14 protein-coding genes and 1 tRNA gene are annotated in these 15,277 nt (G+C 64.3%); 5 read left to right on the plus strand and 10 right to left on the minus strand.

Translation table 11 applies throughout. From position 1 onward, the window contains the following. Positions 1-30 precede the first annotated feature (30 nt). The 3 genes from CV770_RS37795 to trxB all read right to left on the minus strand — a co-directional run bounded on the left by CV770_RS37795 (position 31) and on the right by trxB (position 3,294). On the minus strand, positions 31-939 hold the full coding sequence (locus tag CV770_RS37795) for a 4-hydroxy-tetrahydrodipicolinate synthase family protein (protein WP_104465948.1): 909 nt from the start codon (positions 937-939) through the stop codon (positions 31-33). 460 nt (positions 940-1,399) lie between these two features. Continuing rightward, on the minus strand, positions 1,400-2,323 hold the full coding sequence (locus CV770_RS37800; protein WP_026201990.1) for a LysR family transcriptional regulator: 924 nt from the start codon (positions 2,321-2,323) through the stop codon (positions 1,400-1,402). A gap of 5 nt (positions 2,324-2,328) precedes the next feature. Next, the gene (gene trxB, locus CV770_RS37805; RefSeq protein WP_091958346.1) at positions 2,329-3,294 is read right to left on the minus strand and encodes a thioredoxin-disulfide reductase; all 966 of its coding nucleotides are present in this window, start codon (positions 3,292-3,294) and stop codon (positions 2,329-2,331) included. Between the two features lie 266 nt (positions 3,295-3,560). Between trxB and CV770_RS37810 the strand changes: the two genes are divergently transcribed. Then, positions 3,561-4,040 (plus strand): Lrp/AsnC family transcriptional regulator, encoded by a 480-nt coding sequence (locus CV770_RS37810; protein WP_026201989.1) that lies wholly within the window; start codon positions 3,561-3,563, stop codon positions 4,038-4,040. A gap of 307 nt (positions 4,041-4,347) precedes the next feature. Here the strand turns inward: CV770_RS37810 and greA are convergent, their stop codons facing one another. The 3 genes from greA to CV770_RS37825 form a co-directional block, all read right to left on the minus strand. Continuing rightward, positions 4,348-4,821: a transcription elongation factor GreA gene (greA, locus tag CV770_RS37815; protein WP_007596674.1), complete on the minus strand. Its 474-nt coding sequence runs from the start codon at positions 4,819-4,821 to the stop codon at positions 4,348-4,350. A 225-nt stretch (positions 4,822-5,046) separates the two neighbouring features. Continuing rightward, positions 5,047-8,511 (minus strand): carbamoyl-phosphate synthase large subunit, encoded by a 3,465-nt coding sequence (carB, locus tag CV770_RS37820; protein WP_104465949.1) that lies wholly within the window; start codon positions 8,509-8,511, stop codon positions 5,047-5,049. Between the two features lie 142 nt (positions 8,512-8,653). Next, entirely contained in the window at positions 8,654-9,823 is a 1,170-nt protein-coding gene (locus tag CV770_RS37825; protein ID WP_091958340.1) for an MFS transporter, read from the minus strand. A 113-nt stretch (positions 9,824-9,936) separates the two neighbouring features. On the opposite strand from CV770_RS37825, the gene CV770_RS37830 reads away from it, so the two are divergent. Further along, on the plus strand, positions 9,937-10,308 hold the full coding sequence (locus tag CV770_RS37830) for an ArsR/SmtB family transcription factor (RefSeq protein WP_104465950.1): 372 nt from the start codon (positions 9,937-9,939) through the stop codon (positions 10,306-10,308). Positions 10,309-10,417: 109 nt separating this feature from the next. On the opposite strand, the gene CV770_RS42025 is transcribed toward CV770_RS37830, so the two are convergent. Continuing rightward, positions 10,418-10,493 (minus strand) — tRNA-OTHER (locus CV770_RS42025). Positions 10,494-10,547: 54 nt separating this feature from the next. Next, positions 10,548-11,249 carry a class I SAM-dependent methyltransferase gene (locus tag CV770_RS37835; protein ID WP_104465951.1) on the minus strand — a complete coding sequence of 234 codons (702 nt, stop codon included), beginning with the start codon at positions 11,247-11,249 and terminating at the stop codon, positions 10,548-10,550. Between the two features lie 114 nt (positions 11,250-11,363). Between CV770_RS37835 and CV770_RS37840 the strand changes: the two genes are divergently transcribed. Beyond that, on the plus strand, positions 11,364-11,888 hold the full coding sequence (locus CV770_RS37840) for a Dps family protein (protein WP_104465952.1): 525 nt from the start codon (positions 11,364-11,366) through the stop codon (positions 11,886-11,888). A gap of 124 nt (positions 11,889-12,012) precedes the next feature. Here the strand turns inward: CV770_RS37840 and CV770_RS37845 are convergent, their stop codons facing one another. Continuing rightward, positions 12,013-12,534, minus strand: coding sequence for a cupin domain-containing protein (locus CV770_RS37845; protein WP_104465953.1), 522 nt, complete (start codon positions 12,532-12,534; stop codon positions 12,013-12,015). A 168-nt stretch (positions 12,535-12,702) separates the two neighbouring features. Then, the gene (gene carA / locus CV770_RS37850; protein ID WP_091958325.1) at positions 12,703-13,893 is read right to left on the minus strand and encodes a glutamine-hydrolyzing carbamoyl-phosphate synthase small subunit; all 1,191 of its coding nucleotides are present in this window, start codon (positions 13,891-13,893) and stop codon (positions 12,703-12,705) included. A 146-nt stretch (positions 13,894-14,039) separates the two neighbouring features. Here carA and CV770_RS37855 point away from each other — a divergent pair, with 146 nt between their 5' ends. Then, positions 14,040-14,750 carry an alpha/beta fold hydrolase gene (locus CV770_RS37855; RefSeq protein WP_104465954.1) on the plus strand — a complete coding sequence of 237 codons (711 nt, stop codon included), beginning with the start codon at positions 14,040-14,042 and terminating at the stop codon, positions 14,748-14,750. A gap of 51 nt (positions 14,751-14,801) precedes the next feature. Continuing rightward, positions 14,802-15,257 carry a GatB/YqeY domain-containing protein gene (locus CV770_RS37860; RefSeq protein WP_091958318.1) on the plus strand — a complete coding sequence of 152 codons (456 nt, stop codon included), beginning with the start codon at positions 14,802-14,804 and terminating at the stop codon, positions 15,255-15,257. The last annotated feature ends 20 nt before the right edge of the window (positions 15,258-15,277 follow it).

A 15,277-nucleotide genomic window follows, 5' to 3' on the forward strand; every position in this document is an offset into this window, starting at 1 on the left:
CTCCCCCTCCAGGGGAGGGTGAACGAGAAACTACGCCGCAACCTTCGTCCGTCGCTCGATCTCGCGATCGATCGCGGCGGCGAGCTCGCTGCTCACTTCCACCATCGGCAGGCGCACCTCGGGGCTGTCGATCAGGCCGCATCGCCACAGCCAATACTTCGCCGGCGCCGGGCTCGGCTCGGCGAACAGCAGCCGCGTCAGATCGGCCACCTCGTGCCAGCGCGCCAGCGCCGCGTCGTGGTTGCCGCGCTTCGCTTCCGCATACACCGCCGCAAACGTCGCGGTCTCGACATGGGCGGACAGCACGATGCCGCCGTCGGCGCCGTCGACGAGCGCCTCGAAATAGTTCGCGTCCTCGCCGGTGAGCACGCGAAACTTCTTCGGCCTGTCGCGCAGCAGCGCGATCGATTGCTCGCGGCTCGCGCCGCAATCCTTCAAGCCTACGATGTTGGGATGCTCGGCGAGCCGCAGCATGGTCTGGTTGGTGATGTTCACCGAGGTGCGATAGGGAATGTTGTAGAGCGCAATCGGCCAAGCGGCGTGATCGGCGAGCGTCTCGAAATGCGCCAAGAGGCCGCGCTGCGAGGGGCGCACATAATAAGGGCTTGCGATCAGATAACCGTCGATCGGCCAGTCCGCGGTCTCGTCGAGACGGTCCTTCAGCCGCGCGGTGTCCGCGCCCGACAGTCCGAGGCAGATCGGCAAGGTGCGCCGGCCCGCCGCCATCTCGTCGCGCACGATGGCGACGAGGCGTTCGAGCTCGGCTTCGCGCAGCGTCATGCCTTCACCCGAGGTCGCCCCCAGGATGAAGCCGTCGATGCCTTGCGCGCTGTAATGTCGCGTCAGCCGCCGCAGCGATCGCTCGTCGAGCGCGCCGCCCTGAAACGGCGTCACCAGCGGCAGCCACAGCCCGTGCAAATGATCTTCAAGTCCGGTCATGTTTCCATCTCCTTCTCGGGAAACCTGAGACGGAGGGCACATGAAAAAAACCCCGTCCAGGCGGCGGGGTTTTCGGGATTGCAGCGATGACGAAGCCGGTCTAGCGCGCGCAAAACTCCGAGGTCCCCGGATGGGGGCCTTTTTTCGAGGCGATCGCCTTCGACGAGATTGCGCACGACTTCGTGATCATCTGCAAATGATGCGGGGTATGCCTGGAACTGTCAATACACGCGGAAGGCGAAGGCCGATTTGACTGAAAAAAAGCCGGGCTCGAACGAGCCCGGCTTAAGGTATTGGCCACGTGAGGCCGACACAATCACCTTCCAAGAGGGATTACTGAACTCCCGCGCCACTGGAGGAGGGGGACAAATGCGCAACGCGAAGGCTCAGCGTGCAAGCAGTATGAGCTTGACGAGCGCCATGCAGCAACAGCCGAGGCCGCATGTCAGTCATGCGGAAATCAGGAAGGCCAGCGCTGCGCCTTGCTCACCACGAAGTCGCGGAACACCTGCACGCGCGCGACCGTCTTCAACTCCTCGGGATAGACAAAATACGTATCGAGCTGGATCGAATCCGACTCGCCGAACAGCTGCACGAGTTTGCTCTGTTCCTCGACGAGGTAGTCGGGCAGCGCCGCGATGCCGAGGCCCTGCTGACAGGCGCGCACCAGACCGAGGATGTTGTTGACCCTGAAATAGGCTTCGCGCGGACCCGAGCCGTTGCGGCCGGCTTCGACCAGCCAGTTGCGGTTCTGCAAATGCGGCGCGAAGTTGCCGTCCGAGAGCGTGATGATGCGGTGGGAGTCGAGCTCCTCCAGCGTGCGCGGCGTGCCGAAGCGCTTGATGTATTCCGGCGAGCAATAGGCGTGGAAGCCCATCGCGAACAGCTTGCGCTGGATGAGATCCGGCTGCGTCGGCTTGCGGGTCCGGATCGCGACGTCGGCCTCGCGCATCGACAGGTCGAGCTCCTCGTCGGTGACGATCAGCGAGATCCGGATTTCCGGATAGAGCGCGGTGAACTCGCCGAGCCGCGGGATCAGCCAGTTGATGCCGACGCCGGGCGTGGTGGTGATCTTGAGGTCGCCGCTCGGCCGCTCGCGGCTGTCGGTCAGCTTGGCGCGCGCCGCCTGGAGCTGCATGAACACGTCATGCGCGGTGCGGAACAGCAAATCGCCCTGCTCGGTCAGGATCAGGCCGCGGGCATGGCGGTGGAACAGCGAGACCGAAAGCTCCTGCTCCAGCGCCGAGACCTGGCGCGACACCGCCGATTGCGACAGGCCGAGCTGCTCGCCCGCATGCGTGAAGCTGCCAGCTTCCGCCGCTGCGTGAAACACCTTCAGCTTGTCCCAGTCCATATCCGTAAATCCGTCGCGTGTTCGGGGCATGATCTTTATTCCGCTGCCGCGCGCTCGCTGGCGCGCAGGGCCAAGAAACGTTCGGCTTCGAGAGCTGCCATGCAGCCGAGGCCGGCGGCCGTGACGGCCTGGCGATAGGTTTCGTCGGCGACGTCGCCGGCGGCGAACAGGCCGGGCATCGAGGTCGCGGTCGAGTTCGGGGCGACCTCGACATAGCCCGACGGTTTGAGCTTGATCTGGTCTTTCACGAGCTCGGTCGCCGGTGCGTGGCCGATGGCGATGAAGACACCGTCGGTCTTCACGTCCGTCAGTGCGCCGGTCCTGACGTTCTTGAGGCGGACATGGGTGACCTTGTTGGGGTTCTCGGTGCCGCAGATCTCGTCGACGGCGCTGTCCCAGATCACCTTGATCTTCGGGTGCTTGAACAGACGCTCCTGCAGGATGCGCTCGGCGCGGAAATGGTCGCGACGATGCACGATGGTGACCTGCGAGGCATGGTTGGTGAGGTACAGGGCTTCCTCGACCGCGGTATTGCCGCCGCCGACCACCACGACCTCCTTGTTGCGGTAGAAGAAGCCGTCGCAGGTGGCGCAGGCCGATACGCCGCCGCCCTGGAACTTTACTTCGGACGGCAACCCGAGCCAGCGCGCCTGCGCGCCGGTGGCCAGGATCACGGCGTCGGCGAGATAGACATCGCCCGAGTCGCAGGTGAGGCGGAACGGCCGCTGCGAGCTGTCGAGCTTGATCACCAGGTCGGAGATGATCTTGGTGCCGACATGGACCGCCTGCTTCTCCATCTGCTCCATCAGCCAGGGGCCCTGGATCACGTCGGCGAAGCCGGGATAGTTTTCGACGTCGGTGGTGATGGTGAGCTGGCCGCCCGGCTGGATGCCCTGGATCAGGATCGGCTCGAGCATCGCGCGCGCGGCGTAGATCGCCGCCGTGTAGCCGGCGGGGCCGGAGCCGATAATGACGACCTTTGCATGGACAGGGGCGGACATATTGACGGACGCCTTTCACGGGGGATTCGCAGCGCGGGCGCGGAACGTGCCGGGAGGCCTCGCGGAGGCGCTGAAATATCAGAGCTAATCTAAGCCTTCTGGTGAGCTATGCAAGAATTGCATTGCCTGTCGGCGGATTTTTCCAACAAGGAACAAAAGTCGATTGCGGTGCACGCGCAATAAAATTGCGCTACTCCTGCTGACTGGGCTATGAGGATTGCGGCAAACCCACCAATAAAGCCGCAAAGGCCAGGAGTTCCAATCAAGTGTCGCGGAACCTAGACGACATCGACCTGAAAATTCTCTCCGAGATTCAGGCCGACGGTCGAATCACGAATGTCGAGCTGGCCAAACGGGTCGGCATCTCGCCGCCGCCCTGCCTGCGCCGCGTCCGGGCGCTGGAGGAGGAGGGCTATATCCACGGCTATCGCGGCCTGCTGGACGCCCGCAAGCTCGGCTTCGACGTCACCGTATTCGCCGCCGTGCACCTGTCCAGCCAAGCCGAGGCGGACTTACGCGCCTTCGAGGAGTTCGTCCGCGCCGAGCCCCTGGTGCGGGAATGCTGGATGCTGTCGGGCGAGGTCGATTTCATCCTCAAATGCGTCGCCCCCGACATGGCGACCTTCCAGGATTTCGTCACCCACCTGACCGCCGCGCCCCACGTGCGCAATGTGCGGACGTCATTGGTTCTGCATAATTCGAAGTACGAGGCGGCCGTGCCGCTGGATGTGAAGGGGCGGAGGTAGATCTCCGGTCTCGTGCCCCGGACGCTGCGCAGCGCTCCCGGCGATGCGGAGGATCGTCCGGTGCGGTGCGCTGCAGAGCCGGGGCCCATCTCACCGCGCCTTCCCGTGTTGCTTTCTGGGTCCCGGCTCTGCGCAGCAACGCTAAGGGCGTTGCAGCGCGTCCGGGACACGAGAGCGGTTTATGCTGTTGCTCTACGCTCGCAATGACGTGTGGTGAAGGCATGTGTTCATCGAGCGCAAGCACCACGCCGAAACAAAAAGGCCGCGCTGGGCGCGGCCTTTCAAACGTCACCGCAGTGGCAAGTTCTTACCGCCACTCCACCTTGGTAATTTCATACGCCTTGGCGCCGCCGGGGGCGTTGACCTCGACGGTCGACCCCTTCTTCTTGCCGATCAGCGCGCGGGCGAGCGGCGAGGTGATGGAGATGCGGCCCTTCTTGGCGTCGGCCTCGACCTCGCCGACGATCTGCCACACCGTCTTCTTCTCGGTGTCCTCGTCGACCAAGGTCACGGTGGCGCCGAACTTGATGGTGTCGCCGGACAGTTTGGAGATGTCGATGATGTCGGCGCGCGCGAGCTTGTCCTCGAGCTCGGCGATGCGGCCTTCATTGTGGGACTGCTCTTCCTTCGCGGCATGATATTCCGCGTTCTCCGACAGGTCTCCGTGCGAGCGCGCCTCCGCGATATGCTCGATGATGCGCGGACGGTCCTCGGACTGGCGCTTCTTCAATTCTTCCCCGAGCGCGGCAAAGCCGCCCGCTGTCATCGGAACCTTTTCCATCTCTTCTCTCGTTCTTCAGTCGCGCGCCCCGCAAAAACCGAGGGCGCGGCAACCTTGATTCGTCAGTGCTTCCGGGGCTGAGCATATCGCCACCGGAACGTTATGTGGGCTTGGCGCCGGAACAGAACAACCACAATGGCCGGACAGTTCCTCCGGCCATTGTGGCTTCATCGCCAATCACTTAGCGCAAGGCTCGACCCCGCAAGGCTTGGCCCCTGCTCGCGATCAGGTTTCCGAAAAGTAGCTCTGCAGGGTACGAACCTCAAGGTCCCCGCCGAGATAGGCACGGATGCCCTGCGCGGCCGCCACGGCCCCGGAAAGAGTGGTGTAATACGGCACTTTATGCAAGAGGGCCGCGCGCCGCAGCGAACGGCTGTCGGCGAGCGCCTGCGGGCCTTCGGTGGTGTTGAAGACGAGCTGGACGTCGCCATTGGTGATGGCGTCGACGATGTGCGGCCGGCCCTCCAGCACCTTGTTCACCTTCTCGGTCGGGATGCCCTGGTCGGTCAGGAAGCGCTGGGTGCCCGAGGTCGCCAGCACCTTGAAGCCGAGCGAATGCAGTTCGCGGACCGCCTCGGCGATGCGCGTCTTGTCGCTCTCGCGCACCGAGACGAACACCGTGCCCTTGCGCGGTACTCGCGTGCCGCCGCCGAGCTGGCTCTTGGCGAAGGCGACCTCGAAATTGCGGTCGATGCCCATGACTTCGCCGGTCGAGCGCATCTCGGGGCCGAGCACCGTGTCGACGCCGGGGAAGCGCGCGAACGGGAATACCGATTCCTTGACGCCGACGTGCTTGAGCTTTGCCTTCTTCAGCTTGAAATCGGCGAGCTTCTCGCCCGCCATGATGCGCGCGGCGATCTTCGCGACCGGCGTTCCGACCACCTTGGCGACGAAGGGCACGGTGCGCGAGGCGCGCGGATTGACCTCGAGCACGTAGATCTCGCCGTCCTTGATGGCGTATTGCACGTTCATCAGGCCGACGACGTCGAGGCCGAGCGCGAGCTCGCGGGTCTGCCGCTCCAGCTCCTCGATCATCTCAGGCTCGAGCGAATGCGCCGGCAGCGAGCAGGCGCTGTCGCCGGAATGGATGCCGGCTTCCTCGATGTGCTCCATGATGCCGACGATGAAGGTGTCCTTGCCGTCGCAGAGGCAGTCGACGTCGATCTCGGTGGCATCCGAGAGATAACGGTCGAACAGCAGCGGGTTCTTGCCGAGCACGGTGTTGATCTGTCCGGTCTTGTCGTTCGGATAGCGCGCCTTGACGTCGGCCGGCACCAGCTCCGGCAGCGTGCCGAGCAGGTAATCGTTGAGCTGGTTCTCCTCGCGGATGATCTGCATCGCGCGGCCGCCGAGCACGTAGGACGGGCGCACCACCAGCGGCAGGCCGAGATCGGCGGAGACGAGCCTTGCCTGCTCGACCGAATAGGCGATGCCGTTCTTCGGCTGCTTGAGACGGAGCTTGTCGAGCACGCGCTTGAAGCGGTCGCGGTCTTCCGCAAGGTCGATGGCATCAGGCGAGGTGCCGAGGATCGGCACTTCGGCGGCTTCCAGGGCGCGCGCGAGCTTCAGCGGGGTCTGGCCGCCGAACTGCACGATCACGCCGTGCAGTGTGCCATTTGTGCGCTCCTTGGCGATGATCTCCAGCACGTCCTCGGCAGTGAGCGGCTCGAAATAGAGCCGGTCGGCGGTGTCGTAGTCGGTCGACACGGTCTCCGGGTTGCAGTTGACCATGATGGATTCGTAGCCGGCATCGTGCAGCGCGAAGCAGGCATGACAGCAGCAATAGTCGAACTCGATGCCCTGGCCGATGCGGTTCGGTCCGCCGCCGAGAATGATGACCTTCTTCTTGTCGGATGGCGTGCTCTCGTCCGCCGGCGCGCCGGCGAACAACGCCTCATAGGTCGAATACATATAGGCGGTCGGCGAGGCGAATTCGGCCGCGCAAGTGTCGATGCGCTTATAGACGGGACGAACGTCGAGCGCGTGGCGCTTCGCCGTGACCTCGGCCTCCGTCGTCTCGGCGAGCACCGCGAGCCGCGCATCGGAGAAGCCCATGGCCTTGAGCGTGCGCATGCCGAAGGCATTGCCCGGCAGGCCGTTCTTGCGAACCTTCTCCTCCATGTCGACGATGCCGCGCATCTCGCTGAGGAACCACGGGTCGATCTTGCAGGAGTTGAAGATCTCCTCGTTCGACCAGCCGAGCCGCATGGCCTGGGCGACCTGGAGCAGCCGGTTCGGCGTCGGCGTACCGAGCGCGGCGCGGATCGCATTCTTGTCGTCGTCGCGGCCGAGACCTTCGATCTCGATCTCGTCGAGGCCGGTCAGTCCGGTCTCGAGCCCGCGCAGCGCCTTCTGGAGGCTTTCCTGGAAGGTGCGGCCGATCGCCATGACTTCGCCGACCGACTTCATCGACGTGGTCAGCGTGGTGGAGGCGCCGGGGAATTTCTCGAAGGCGAAGCGCGGCACCTTGGTGACGACATAGTCAATGGTCGGCTCGAACGAGGCCGGCGTGGCGCCGCCGGTGATGTCGTTGGCGATCTCGTCGAGCGTGTAGCCGACCGCAAGCTTGGCCGCGACCTTGGCGATCGGAAAGCCGGTGGCCTTCGAAGCCAGAGCGGAGGAGCGCGACACGCGCGGATTCATCTCGATAACGACCATGCGGCCGTCCTCGGGATTGACGCCGAACTGCACGTTGGAGCCGCCGGTCTCCACCCCGATCTCGCGCAGCACCGCCAGCGAGGCGTCGCGCATGATCTGGTATTCCTTGTCGGTCAGCGTCAGCGCCGGCGCCACCGTGACGGAATCGCCGGTGTGCACGCCCATCGGATCGAGGTTCTCGATCGAGCAGACGATGATGCAATTGTCCTTCTTGTCGCGCACCACCTCCATCTCGTACTCTTTCCAGCCGAGCACGGATTCTTCGATCAGCACTTCGTTGGTTGGAGACGCATCGAGGCCGCGTTCGATGATGTCGAGGAACTCTTCCTTGTTGTAGGCGATGCCGCCGCCGGTGCCGCCCATCGTGAAGGAGGGGCGGATGATCGCGGGCAGGCCGATCTCGGACAGCGCCATCATGGCCTGGCCGAAGGCGTATTCCTGGTAGCGCTTGCGGCGGTCGCTTTCGCCCAGCGTCCACTGCCGATCGTGCTCTTCGAGCGCCGCGCCCGAGAGCTTTTCGCGTTCAGCCTGACGTTTGTCGCGGAAGGACTTCTTCAGGGCGGAGGCATTGGCGAGCCGCGACTTCGGCGTCTCGAGACCGATCTTGGTCATGGCCTCGCGGAAAAGCTGGCGATCCTCGGCCTTGTCGATCGCGTCGGCGGTGGCGCCGATCATCTCGACGTCGAACTTCTCCAGCGTGCCCTGCTGGCGCAGCGACAGCGCGCAGTTCAGCGCGGTCTGTCCACCCATGGTCGGCAGCAACGCGAAGCCGCCGGGAATGACGTGACGTTCCTTCTCGATGATCTTGGCGACGATCTCGGGCGTGATCGGCTCGATATAGGTCGCATCGGCCAATTCCGGGTCGGTCATGATGGTGGCCGGGTTGGAATTGACGAGGACGATGCGATAGCCCTCTTCCTTCAGCGTCTTCACCGCCTGGGTGCCCGAATAGTCGAACTCGCAGGCCTGGCCGATCACGATGGGACCGGCGCCGATGATCAGGATGGTGGTGATGTCTGTACGTTTGGGCATCAACTCTCGCCGGACTGGAATTTGGGCACAAAAAAAGGGCGCGCTCCTGCGCGTCCCTTTGGCCGAGAGCGCGGTGGTCTCCCTCGCGCGCGGGTGGGTCTTAGACCAGATTCCGGGGCGGCGAAACCCCGAAAAACGCCCATCAACCGGCAATTTTGACGGGTTTTGGCCTGGCCTGCCAACCACGGGCGAGATGCACCAGAAGTGAGGCCGCAACGCTCATTCCACCGATCCAGCCGAGGTCGTTTGGCGAGAGGGTCGCCAGCACGGCCCCTCCGAGCGCCCCGCCGATGGCGAAGCCGAGATACATGGCGGAGGCGTTGAGCGAGAGCGCGATCATCGAGGCCTGCGGCTCGATCCGGATGATGCTGGCGACCTGGGCCGGGTAGAATGCCCAGCCCGAGATGCCCCAGAGGAAGATCGTGCCCAGCACCGCATAGTGCGCCTGGCCCGGCATCAGCTTCAGGACCACCGAGTGCAGGATCAGCGCAGCTGCCATGCCGGCGAGCCCGAGGCCCACGGTGGCGAGCGTACCGAGCCGGTCGGCAAGCAAACCGCCGAACATGTTCCCGATCGCGGCCGCGCCGCCAAACACCAGCAACGCAAGGCTGATTTGCGAAGCATCGAAGCCGAGGCCGCGCAGCGGAACAGCGAAATAGGTGAACACGGTGAAGCCGCCGAGCGCCCATAGGATCGTGATCACAAGCGCGACCAGGACATTGCTGTGACGCGCCACGGCCAGCCGTTCGCCCAGCGAGGCGGTGTTGCGTGGCAGGCCGCGGGGTAGGCCGAGCAGCAGGCCGGCGAGCGCAACAGTGCCGATCAAGGCGACCATGGCAAAGGTCGCGCGCCAGCCGAGCAGGCTGCCGACGAGGTTGCCGAGGGGAACGCCGATGACGGTCGCGACCGTCAGGCCCGACGTGACCAGCGCCACCGCTCGGCCGCGCCGTTCCGGCGAGGCGACCGCCACGGACACCGCGAGCGCCGTCGGCATGCAAAGCCCGGAGCCCAGCGCCATCAGCATCCGCGAGGCCAGTAGCAATGCGTAGCTGGAAGCCACCATCGCGGCGAGATTTCCAGCGATGAAGGTCGCCAGCGCCAGGGCCAGCACGGTTCGGCGGTCGATATTGTTCAGCGCGACGGCCAGGATCGGCGAGCCCACGGCATAGGTGAGGGCGTAGGCCGTGACCAATTGGCCGGCGGCGGAGACCGAAATCTGCAAATCTGCTGCGATGCCGGGCAAAAGACCTGCGATAACAAAGCCTTCGGTGCCGATCGCAAAGGCCGCCAAGGCCAGCCAGAACACGCTCATTCGACGATATCCCTATGTTCAACGTTTATTGAACTATTGGGTGTGGTGGTTTGTAAGTCAATTGGTTCAAGAACTATTGAACATTATGGCCGCTTCGCTATGATTTCCGGGTCATGAGCCGCATTCCTCGACACCCGACCCGCGAGCAGATCGAATTGCCGATGGTGCTGGATTGCCTGAGCGATCCGATCCGGCTCGCCATCGTCTACCAGCTTGCCCAGCAGGAACGTGTCAGCAGCGAGCTCTGCTGCGGCGACTTCACCGGGCTCGCGGGCAAGTCCAACCTCGCCTATCACTTCGCCAAGCTGCGCGAATGCGGCGTGATGCAGACGCGCGTGGCCGGCACCAACCGCTTCATGCGGCTGCGCCGCGAGGATTTGGACGCGCGTTTTCCCGGCCTGCTCGATGCCGTGATCAGTTCCGCAAGCAAGGACGCCGAGCGGCTTCAGTTGTTGCCCGAGGGTGAAGTGGTTGGGGCGGATTGAGGTTGGGGCGGATTGCTGACACACGCCCGGCTTCGCCCTTCGGGCTTCGCCGCGGCAGCCTTCGCCACGAGAAGGCTTGCCGAGCCGAAGCTGCGTAAGCAGCGAAGGCTGGAGACCCGGCCTGGATTTGAACCAGGATGTAGAGCGTTGCACCGCCCTCGCGTAGACGCTTCCGCCACCGGGCCGAGGCGATCATTACCGATTGCAGTGCGACAAGCTACAACGGCTAATTGTTATGCTTAACGAACCAGAGGCGGCCGTGCGATGAAGGTCATGCGCCAGCGATTGTGGCCGATATTGGTGTGGGCGCGCTGGACCGCGAACCCGGCCGCTCTCAGCTTGGCGGTGATTTCCTCCTCGCTGTAGCGCTGGAGCCCGATGCGCGTGCGCAGATGACGGTAATCGGACAGCGCGGTGCTGATCAGCCCGATCAGCGCGTCTTTCAAGAAACCGTGGCGCAGGCCAAAGCCAAGCAGCGCCATGACGTCCCTGAACATGCCGACATTGGGCTGGAGGATGTCCCCCAGCACCAGCTTGCCGGAGGGCTTCAGGATACGGCGGATGGTGAGGAGCGCGGCATCGAGCTCGTCCGGCGCCATGTATTGCGCGACCGAGTTCATCACGACGAGGTCGATCGACTGGTCCTGCATCTTGCGGACATCGTCGAGCGAGCGGACGCGGATCCTGGTGTTCGGGGCAAACCGCGCGATCAGCCGGCCGCGCACGCCCGGCGCGGGCTCGGCGAGGATCAGCTGGCCGCAGCTAGCGGCCACCAGGCTCGCCGACAGCGCCTCGCCGCAGGCATAGTCCAGCACCGTCGCGTCCGGCGAGGAGATGTAGCCGATGATGTCCCGCGCGATGATCTGGAAGTGCAAGTCGCGATGCAGCTTGCTGACATAGATCGTGTGCGTCGAGTCGTAATAATCGATCCAATCGTCCATGGTATTCGAAGGTCCCGGCCAAACGGTTCCCGTCAAGGAACCGGCGCTGCCCGCCTTGCGTTAGGGGTGCGACGGCGCGCCGTCAATGTCCGCGTCCTAACAGGAAGGCTTCCCGTGAGCAAAACCAACAACAAGGTCTCGCCCGATCTCGATACCCCCACCGACCTGTCGCCCGACGGGGTCAAGAAGGTTTCGGAGGCGCTCAACGTACTTCTGGCCGACGCCTTCGCGCTGTATCTGAAGACCAAGAATTTCCATTGGCACATCAGCGGCCGGCACTTCCGCGACTATCATCTGCTGCTTGACGAGCAGTCCGACCAGATCTTCGCCACCACCGATCAGCTTGCCGAGCGCGTCCGCAAGATCGGCGGCACCACGCTGAAGTCGATCGGCCAGGTCGCAAAGCTCCAGACCATCAAGGACAACAACGAGGACTATGTCCCGCCGCGCGAGATGCTGCGCGAGCTGATGCAGGACAACAAGCACGTCGCGGCCGCGATGCGCAAAGCGCACGAGGTCTGCGACGACGCCGGCGATGTCGCCAGCGCCAGCATTTTGGAAGTGTTCATCGACGAGACCGAACGCCGCACGTGGTTCCTGTTCGAGGCGACGCGCCAGGAAGGCAGCAACGCGGCGTAGGGCGTGGTGCCGTAACGTTCGTAGGGTGGGTTAGCCGCAGGCGTAACCCACCTCTTCTGTTTCAGCGGAGACAGACGTGGTGAATTACGCTTCGCTAATTCACCCTACGGCGCCGCCGTTGTGGCTACCGCCACAGCCGCATCAACGGCCCATCCGTGCCCGTCACCGGATCGGCCGGCGGCAGCGCGACCTCTGGAATCGTTTTCAGCGCCTTGGCGTGGTTCTCCGGCGTTGCGCGGGTGACCTCCATCTGCGATCGCGGCGGATAGGCGCCGATCACGCAGAAATCGTCGCTCGCCTTGATGCATTGATGGCCGGTGCCGGCCGGCAGAATCGCGACATCACCCGCCTTGACCTCAAGCTCCTGGCCATGGTCGCCGCCGAAGCGGACGCGGGCACTGCCACGCGCCACGCCGAGCACCTCATGCACCGTCGCGTGGTAGTGCAGATAATCGTAGACACCGTTGCGCCACGTCCCGCCCCAGCCGTTCGCTTCGAACAGGTTCTCGATGGTCTCTTCCGGCCGCTTCGGGTCGAGCTTCACCGCACCCTGGTAGACCAGGAACGGAAGGATGTTGTTCGGCACGAGCCCGTCATCCTCGAACACGATGGCGAGCGGCTCGGCCTTGTCGCGGACGACGGACATGGTGGGGCTCCGGCTGCAAAAGACAGCGGGACAACATTCTATCGTGTGGAGGTGTTCCTCAACAGGTCTCCCGGACGAGCTGCAGCGTGCAACGCTGCGGCGCAGAGCCGGGACCCAGAGAGCCGCGAGTGGTAGGCCCCGGTTCAGCGGGGGCACGAGAGCGCGTTCTTACGCGCTCTTCTTCTGCCGCATCAGATCCGCAAAACGCTGGAACAGATAGTGCGAGTCGCGCGGGCCTGGTGAGGCCTCAGGATGATACTGCACCGAGAACACCGGCTTGCCGTCGAGCTGGATGCCGCAATTGGAGCCGTCGAACAGCGAGATGTGGGTCTGCGTGGCGCCCTTCGGCAGCGTACTCTCGTCCACGGCAAAACCGTGGTTCATCGAGGTGATCTCGACCTTGCCGGTGGTTTCGTCCTTCACGGGATGGTTGGCGCCGTGATGGCCCTGATGCATCTTCTTCGTCTTCGCGCCGACGGCGAGGCCGAGCATCTGGTGGCCAAGGCAAATGCCGAAGGTCGGCGTGCCCGACTTGATGACGTCCCGGATCACAGGCACGGCATATTTGCCGGTGGCGGCCGGATCGCCCGGACCGTTGGACAGGAACACGCCGTCCGGCTTCATCGCCAGAATGTCTTCGGACGAGGTCGTCGCCGGCACCACCGTCACCTTGCAGCCGACGCCGGCGAGCAGGCGCAGGATGTTGCGCTTGATGCCGTAGTCGATGGCGACGACGTTGAACTCCACCTTGTCCTGGCGGCCAAAGCCCTTGTCCCACAGCCACGGCGTCTCGTCCCAGGTGAAGCGCTGGCCGCTTGTGACCATCGGCACGAGGTCCATGCCCTCGAGGCCGGGCCATTCGCGCGCTTCTTCCTTCAACCCATGCAGGTCGAACTCGCCGTTCTTGGCGTGCGCGATCACGGCGTTGGGCATGCCCTTGCTGCGGATCAGCGCGGTCAGGGCGCGGGTGTCGATGCCGGAGAGGCCGATGATGCCGCGCGCCTTCAGCCACTGGTCGAGATGCTTGGTGGCGCGGTAGTTCGAGGGATCGGTGATCGCGGTGCGCAGGATCACGCCGCGGGCCCCGGGTGTGGCGGCCATGTTCACCGTCTCGATGTCTTCCTCGTTGGTACCGACATTGCCGATATGCGGGAAGGTGAAGGTGATGAGCTGGCCGGCATAGGAGGGATCGGTGAGGATCTCCTCATAGCCGGTCATCGCCGTGTTGAAGCAGACTTCACCAACGGCGTGGCCTTCGGCGCCGAGGCCAAAGCCTTCGAGCACGGTGCCATCGGCGAGCACGAGGAGCGCGGTCGGTTTATGGTCCGGCCAAGCGGGATCGTTGTCATGTTGTGTCATGAGCGCGTTTCATAAGCCTGCCGGACGCCCCCGTCAAAGCGCAGATGCGCCGATTCACATGCGTTTTTGCATATTTGACAGCCCGTCTCGGGCTCCTAAGCTTGGCCGCACAATTTCCGGCAAATTCCTGGGCTTGCGAGGCAATAATGGACCAGACCACCCCGATTCTGTTGGTTCCGGGGCTGGCCTCCTCGGCCCGGATCTATGCCCCTGTCATCCCGGCGCTGTGGCGCTTCGGCCCGGTCATGGTTGCCAACCATATCCGCGACGACAGCATGGCGGCGATCGCCGCCCGCGTGCTGAGCGAGGCCCCGCCGCGCTTCGCGCTCGCCGGCCATTCCATGGGCGGCTACATCGCGTTCGAGATCATGCGCCAGGCGCCCGAGCGGGTGGCCAAGCTCGCGCTGATCAACACCCAGGCGCGACCCGACACGCCGGAGGCGACCGCGCGCCGCCGCGCCCTGATGGAGCGCGCCAGGCGCGGCGAGCTCCGCGCCGTCCGCGAGGAGAGTTTTCCGGAGCTCGTGCATCCGTTGCGGCGCGATGATGCCGATATTCTCAAGCTCGTGCATGCGCAGGACGAGGATGTCGGCGTCGAGGGCTATCTGCGGCAGCAGACCGCGATCATCGCACGGGTGGATTCTCGCCCGACGCTTGCGGCCATCAAATGCCCGACGCTGGTGTTGACGGGCGATGCCGACAACACCATCCCGAATGCGCTCTCGAAGGAGATGGCCGAGGGCATCGCCGGTGCAAGACTCAAAGTCCTCGATCGCTGCGGGCACTTGCCGCAAGCCGAGCAGCCGGAAGCGACAGTGCGGGCCCTGACCGAATGGCTCGGAACCGAGGTTGTCTAGGGGCCGCGAACGGCCTAGATCAGGCGTCAGATATTCGAAGGGATCACGATCATGTTGCGCGACGACATCAACAATGCGGTCAAGGAGGCCATGAAGGCCAAGGACGAGCGCAAGCTGTCCACGCTGCGCATGGTCAATTCGACCATCAAGAATGCCGACATCGATGCGCGCGGGCAGGGCAAGCCGCCGTTGTCGGACGCCGACCTGCTCGGCGTCTTTCAGAAGATGATCAAGCAGCGGCAGGAGTCGGTCGAGCTCTACGAAAAAGGCGGCCGCGCCGAGCTCGCGGCCCAGGAGCGCGAGGAGATCGCGGTGATCTCGGCGTATCTGCCGAAGCAGATGGCCGACGACGAGGTGAAGAAGGCGATCGCGGACGCGATCACTGAAACCGGCGCCGCCGGCATGAAGGACATGGGCAAGGTGATCGCCGTGCTGCGCGCGAAGTACGCGGGACAAATGGATTTCGGCAAGGCGAGCGGTCTCGTGAAGGGCGCGCTGTCGGGCTAGCTGCTTACCCTCCCCTGGAG

It is taken from the genome of Bradyrhizobium sp. AC87j1 (assembly GCF_002936975.1).
GTDB classification, from domain to species: Bacteria; Pseudomonadota; Alphaproteobacteria; order Rhizobiales; family Xanthobacteraceae; genus Bradyrhizobium; species Bradyrhizobium shewense.

What these genes read in the sequence shown, in the direction of transcription:
- CV770_RS37800 (WP_026201990.1), bottom strand. Translation starts at nt 2,323, where the DNA reads ATGCCCCGAACACGCGACGGATTTACGGATATGGACTGGGACAAGCTG.
- CV770_RS37825 (WP_091958340.1), bottom strand. Translation starts at nt 9,823, where the DNA reads ATGAGCGTGTTCTGGCTGGCCTTGGCGGCCTTTGCGATCGGCACCGAA.
- CV770_RS37830 (WP_104465950.1), top strand. Translation starts at nt 9,937, where the DNA reads ATGAGCCGCATTCCTCGACACCCGACCCGCGAGCAGATCGAATTGCCG.
- CV770_RS37795 (WP_104465948.1), bottom strand. Translation starts at nt 939, where the DNA reads ATGACCGGACTTGAAGATCATTTGCACGGGCTGTGGCTGCCGCTGGTG.
- greA (WP_007596674.1), bottom strand. Translation starts at nt 4,821, where the DNA reads ATGGAAAAGGTTCCGATGACAGCGGGCGGCTTTGCCGCGCTCGGGGAA.
- trxB (WP_091958346.1), bottom strand. Translation starts at nt 3,294, where the DNA reads ATGTCCGCCCCTGTCCATGCAAAGGTCGTCATTATCGGCTCCGGCCCC.
- CV770_RS37855 (WP_104465954.1), top strand. Translation starts at nt 14,040, where the DNA reads ATGGACCAGACCACCCCGATTCTGTTGGTTCCGGGGCTGGCCTCCTCG.
- CV770_RS37845 (WP_104465953.1), bottom strand. Translation starts at nt 12,534, where the DNA reads ATGTCCGTCGTCCGCGACAAGGCCGAGCCGCTCGCCATCGTGTTCGAG.
- carB (WP_104465949.1), bottom strand. Translation starts at nt 8,511, where the DNA reads ATGCCCAAACGTACAGACATCACCACCATCCTGATCATCGGCGCCGGT.
- carA (WP_091958325.1), bottom strand. Translation starts at nt 13,893, where the DNA reads ATGACACAACATGACAACGATCCCGCTTGGCCGGACCATAAACCGACC.
- CV770_RS37835 (WP_104465951.1), bottom strand. Translation starts at nt 11,249, where the DNA reads ATGGACGATTGGATCGATTATTACGACTCGACGCACACGATCTATGTC.
- CV770_RS37860 (WP_091958318.1), top strand. Translation starts at nt 14,802, where the DNA reads ATGTTGCGCGACGACATCAACAATGCGGTCAAGGAGGCCATGAAGGCC.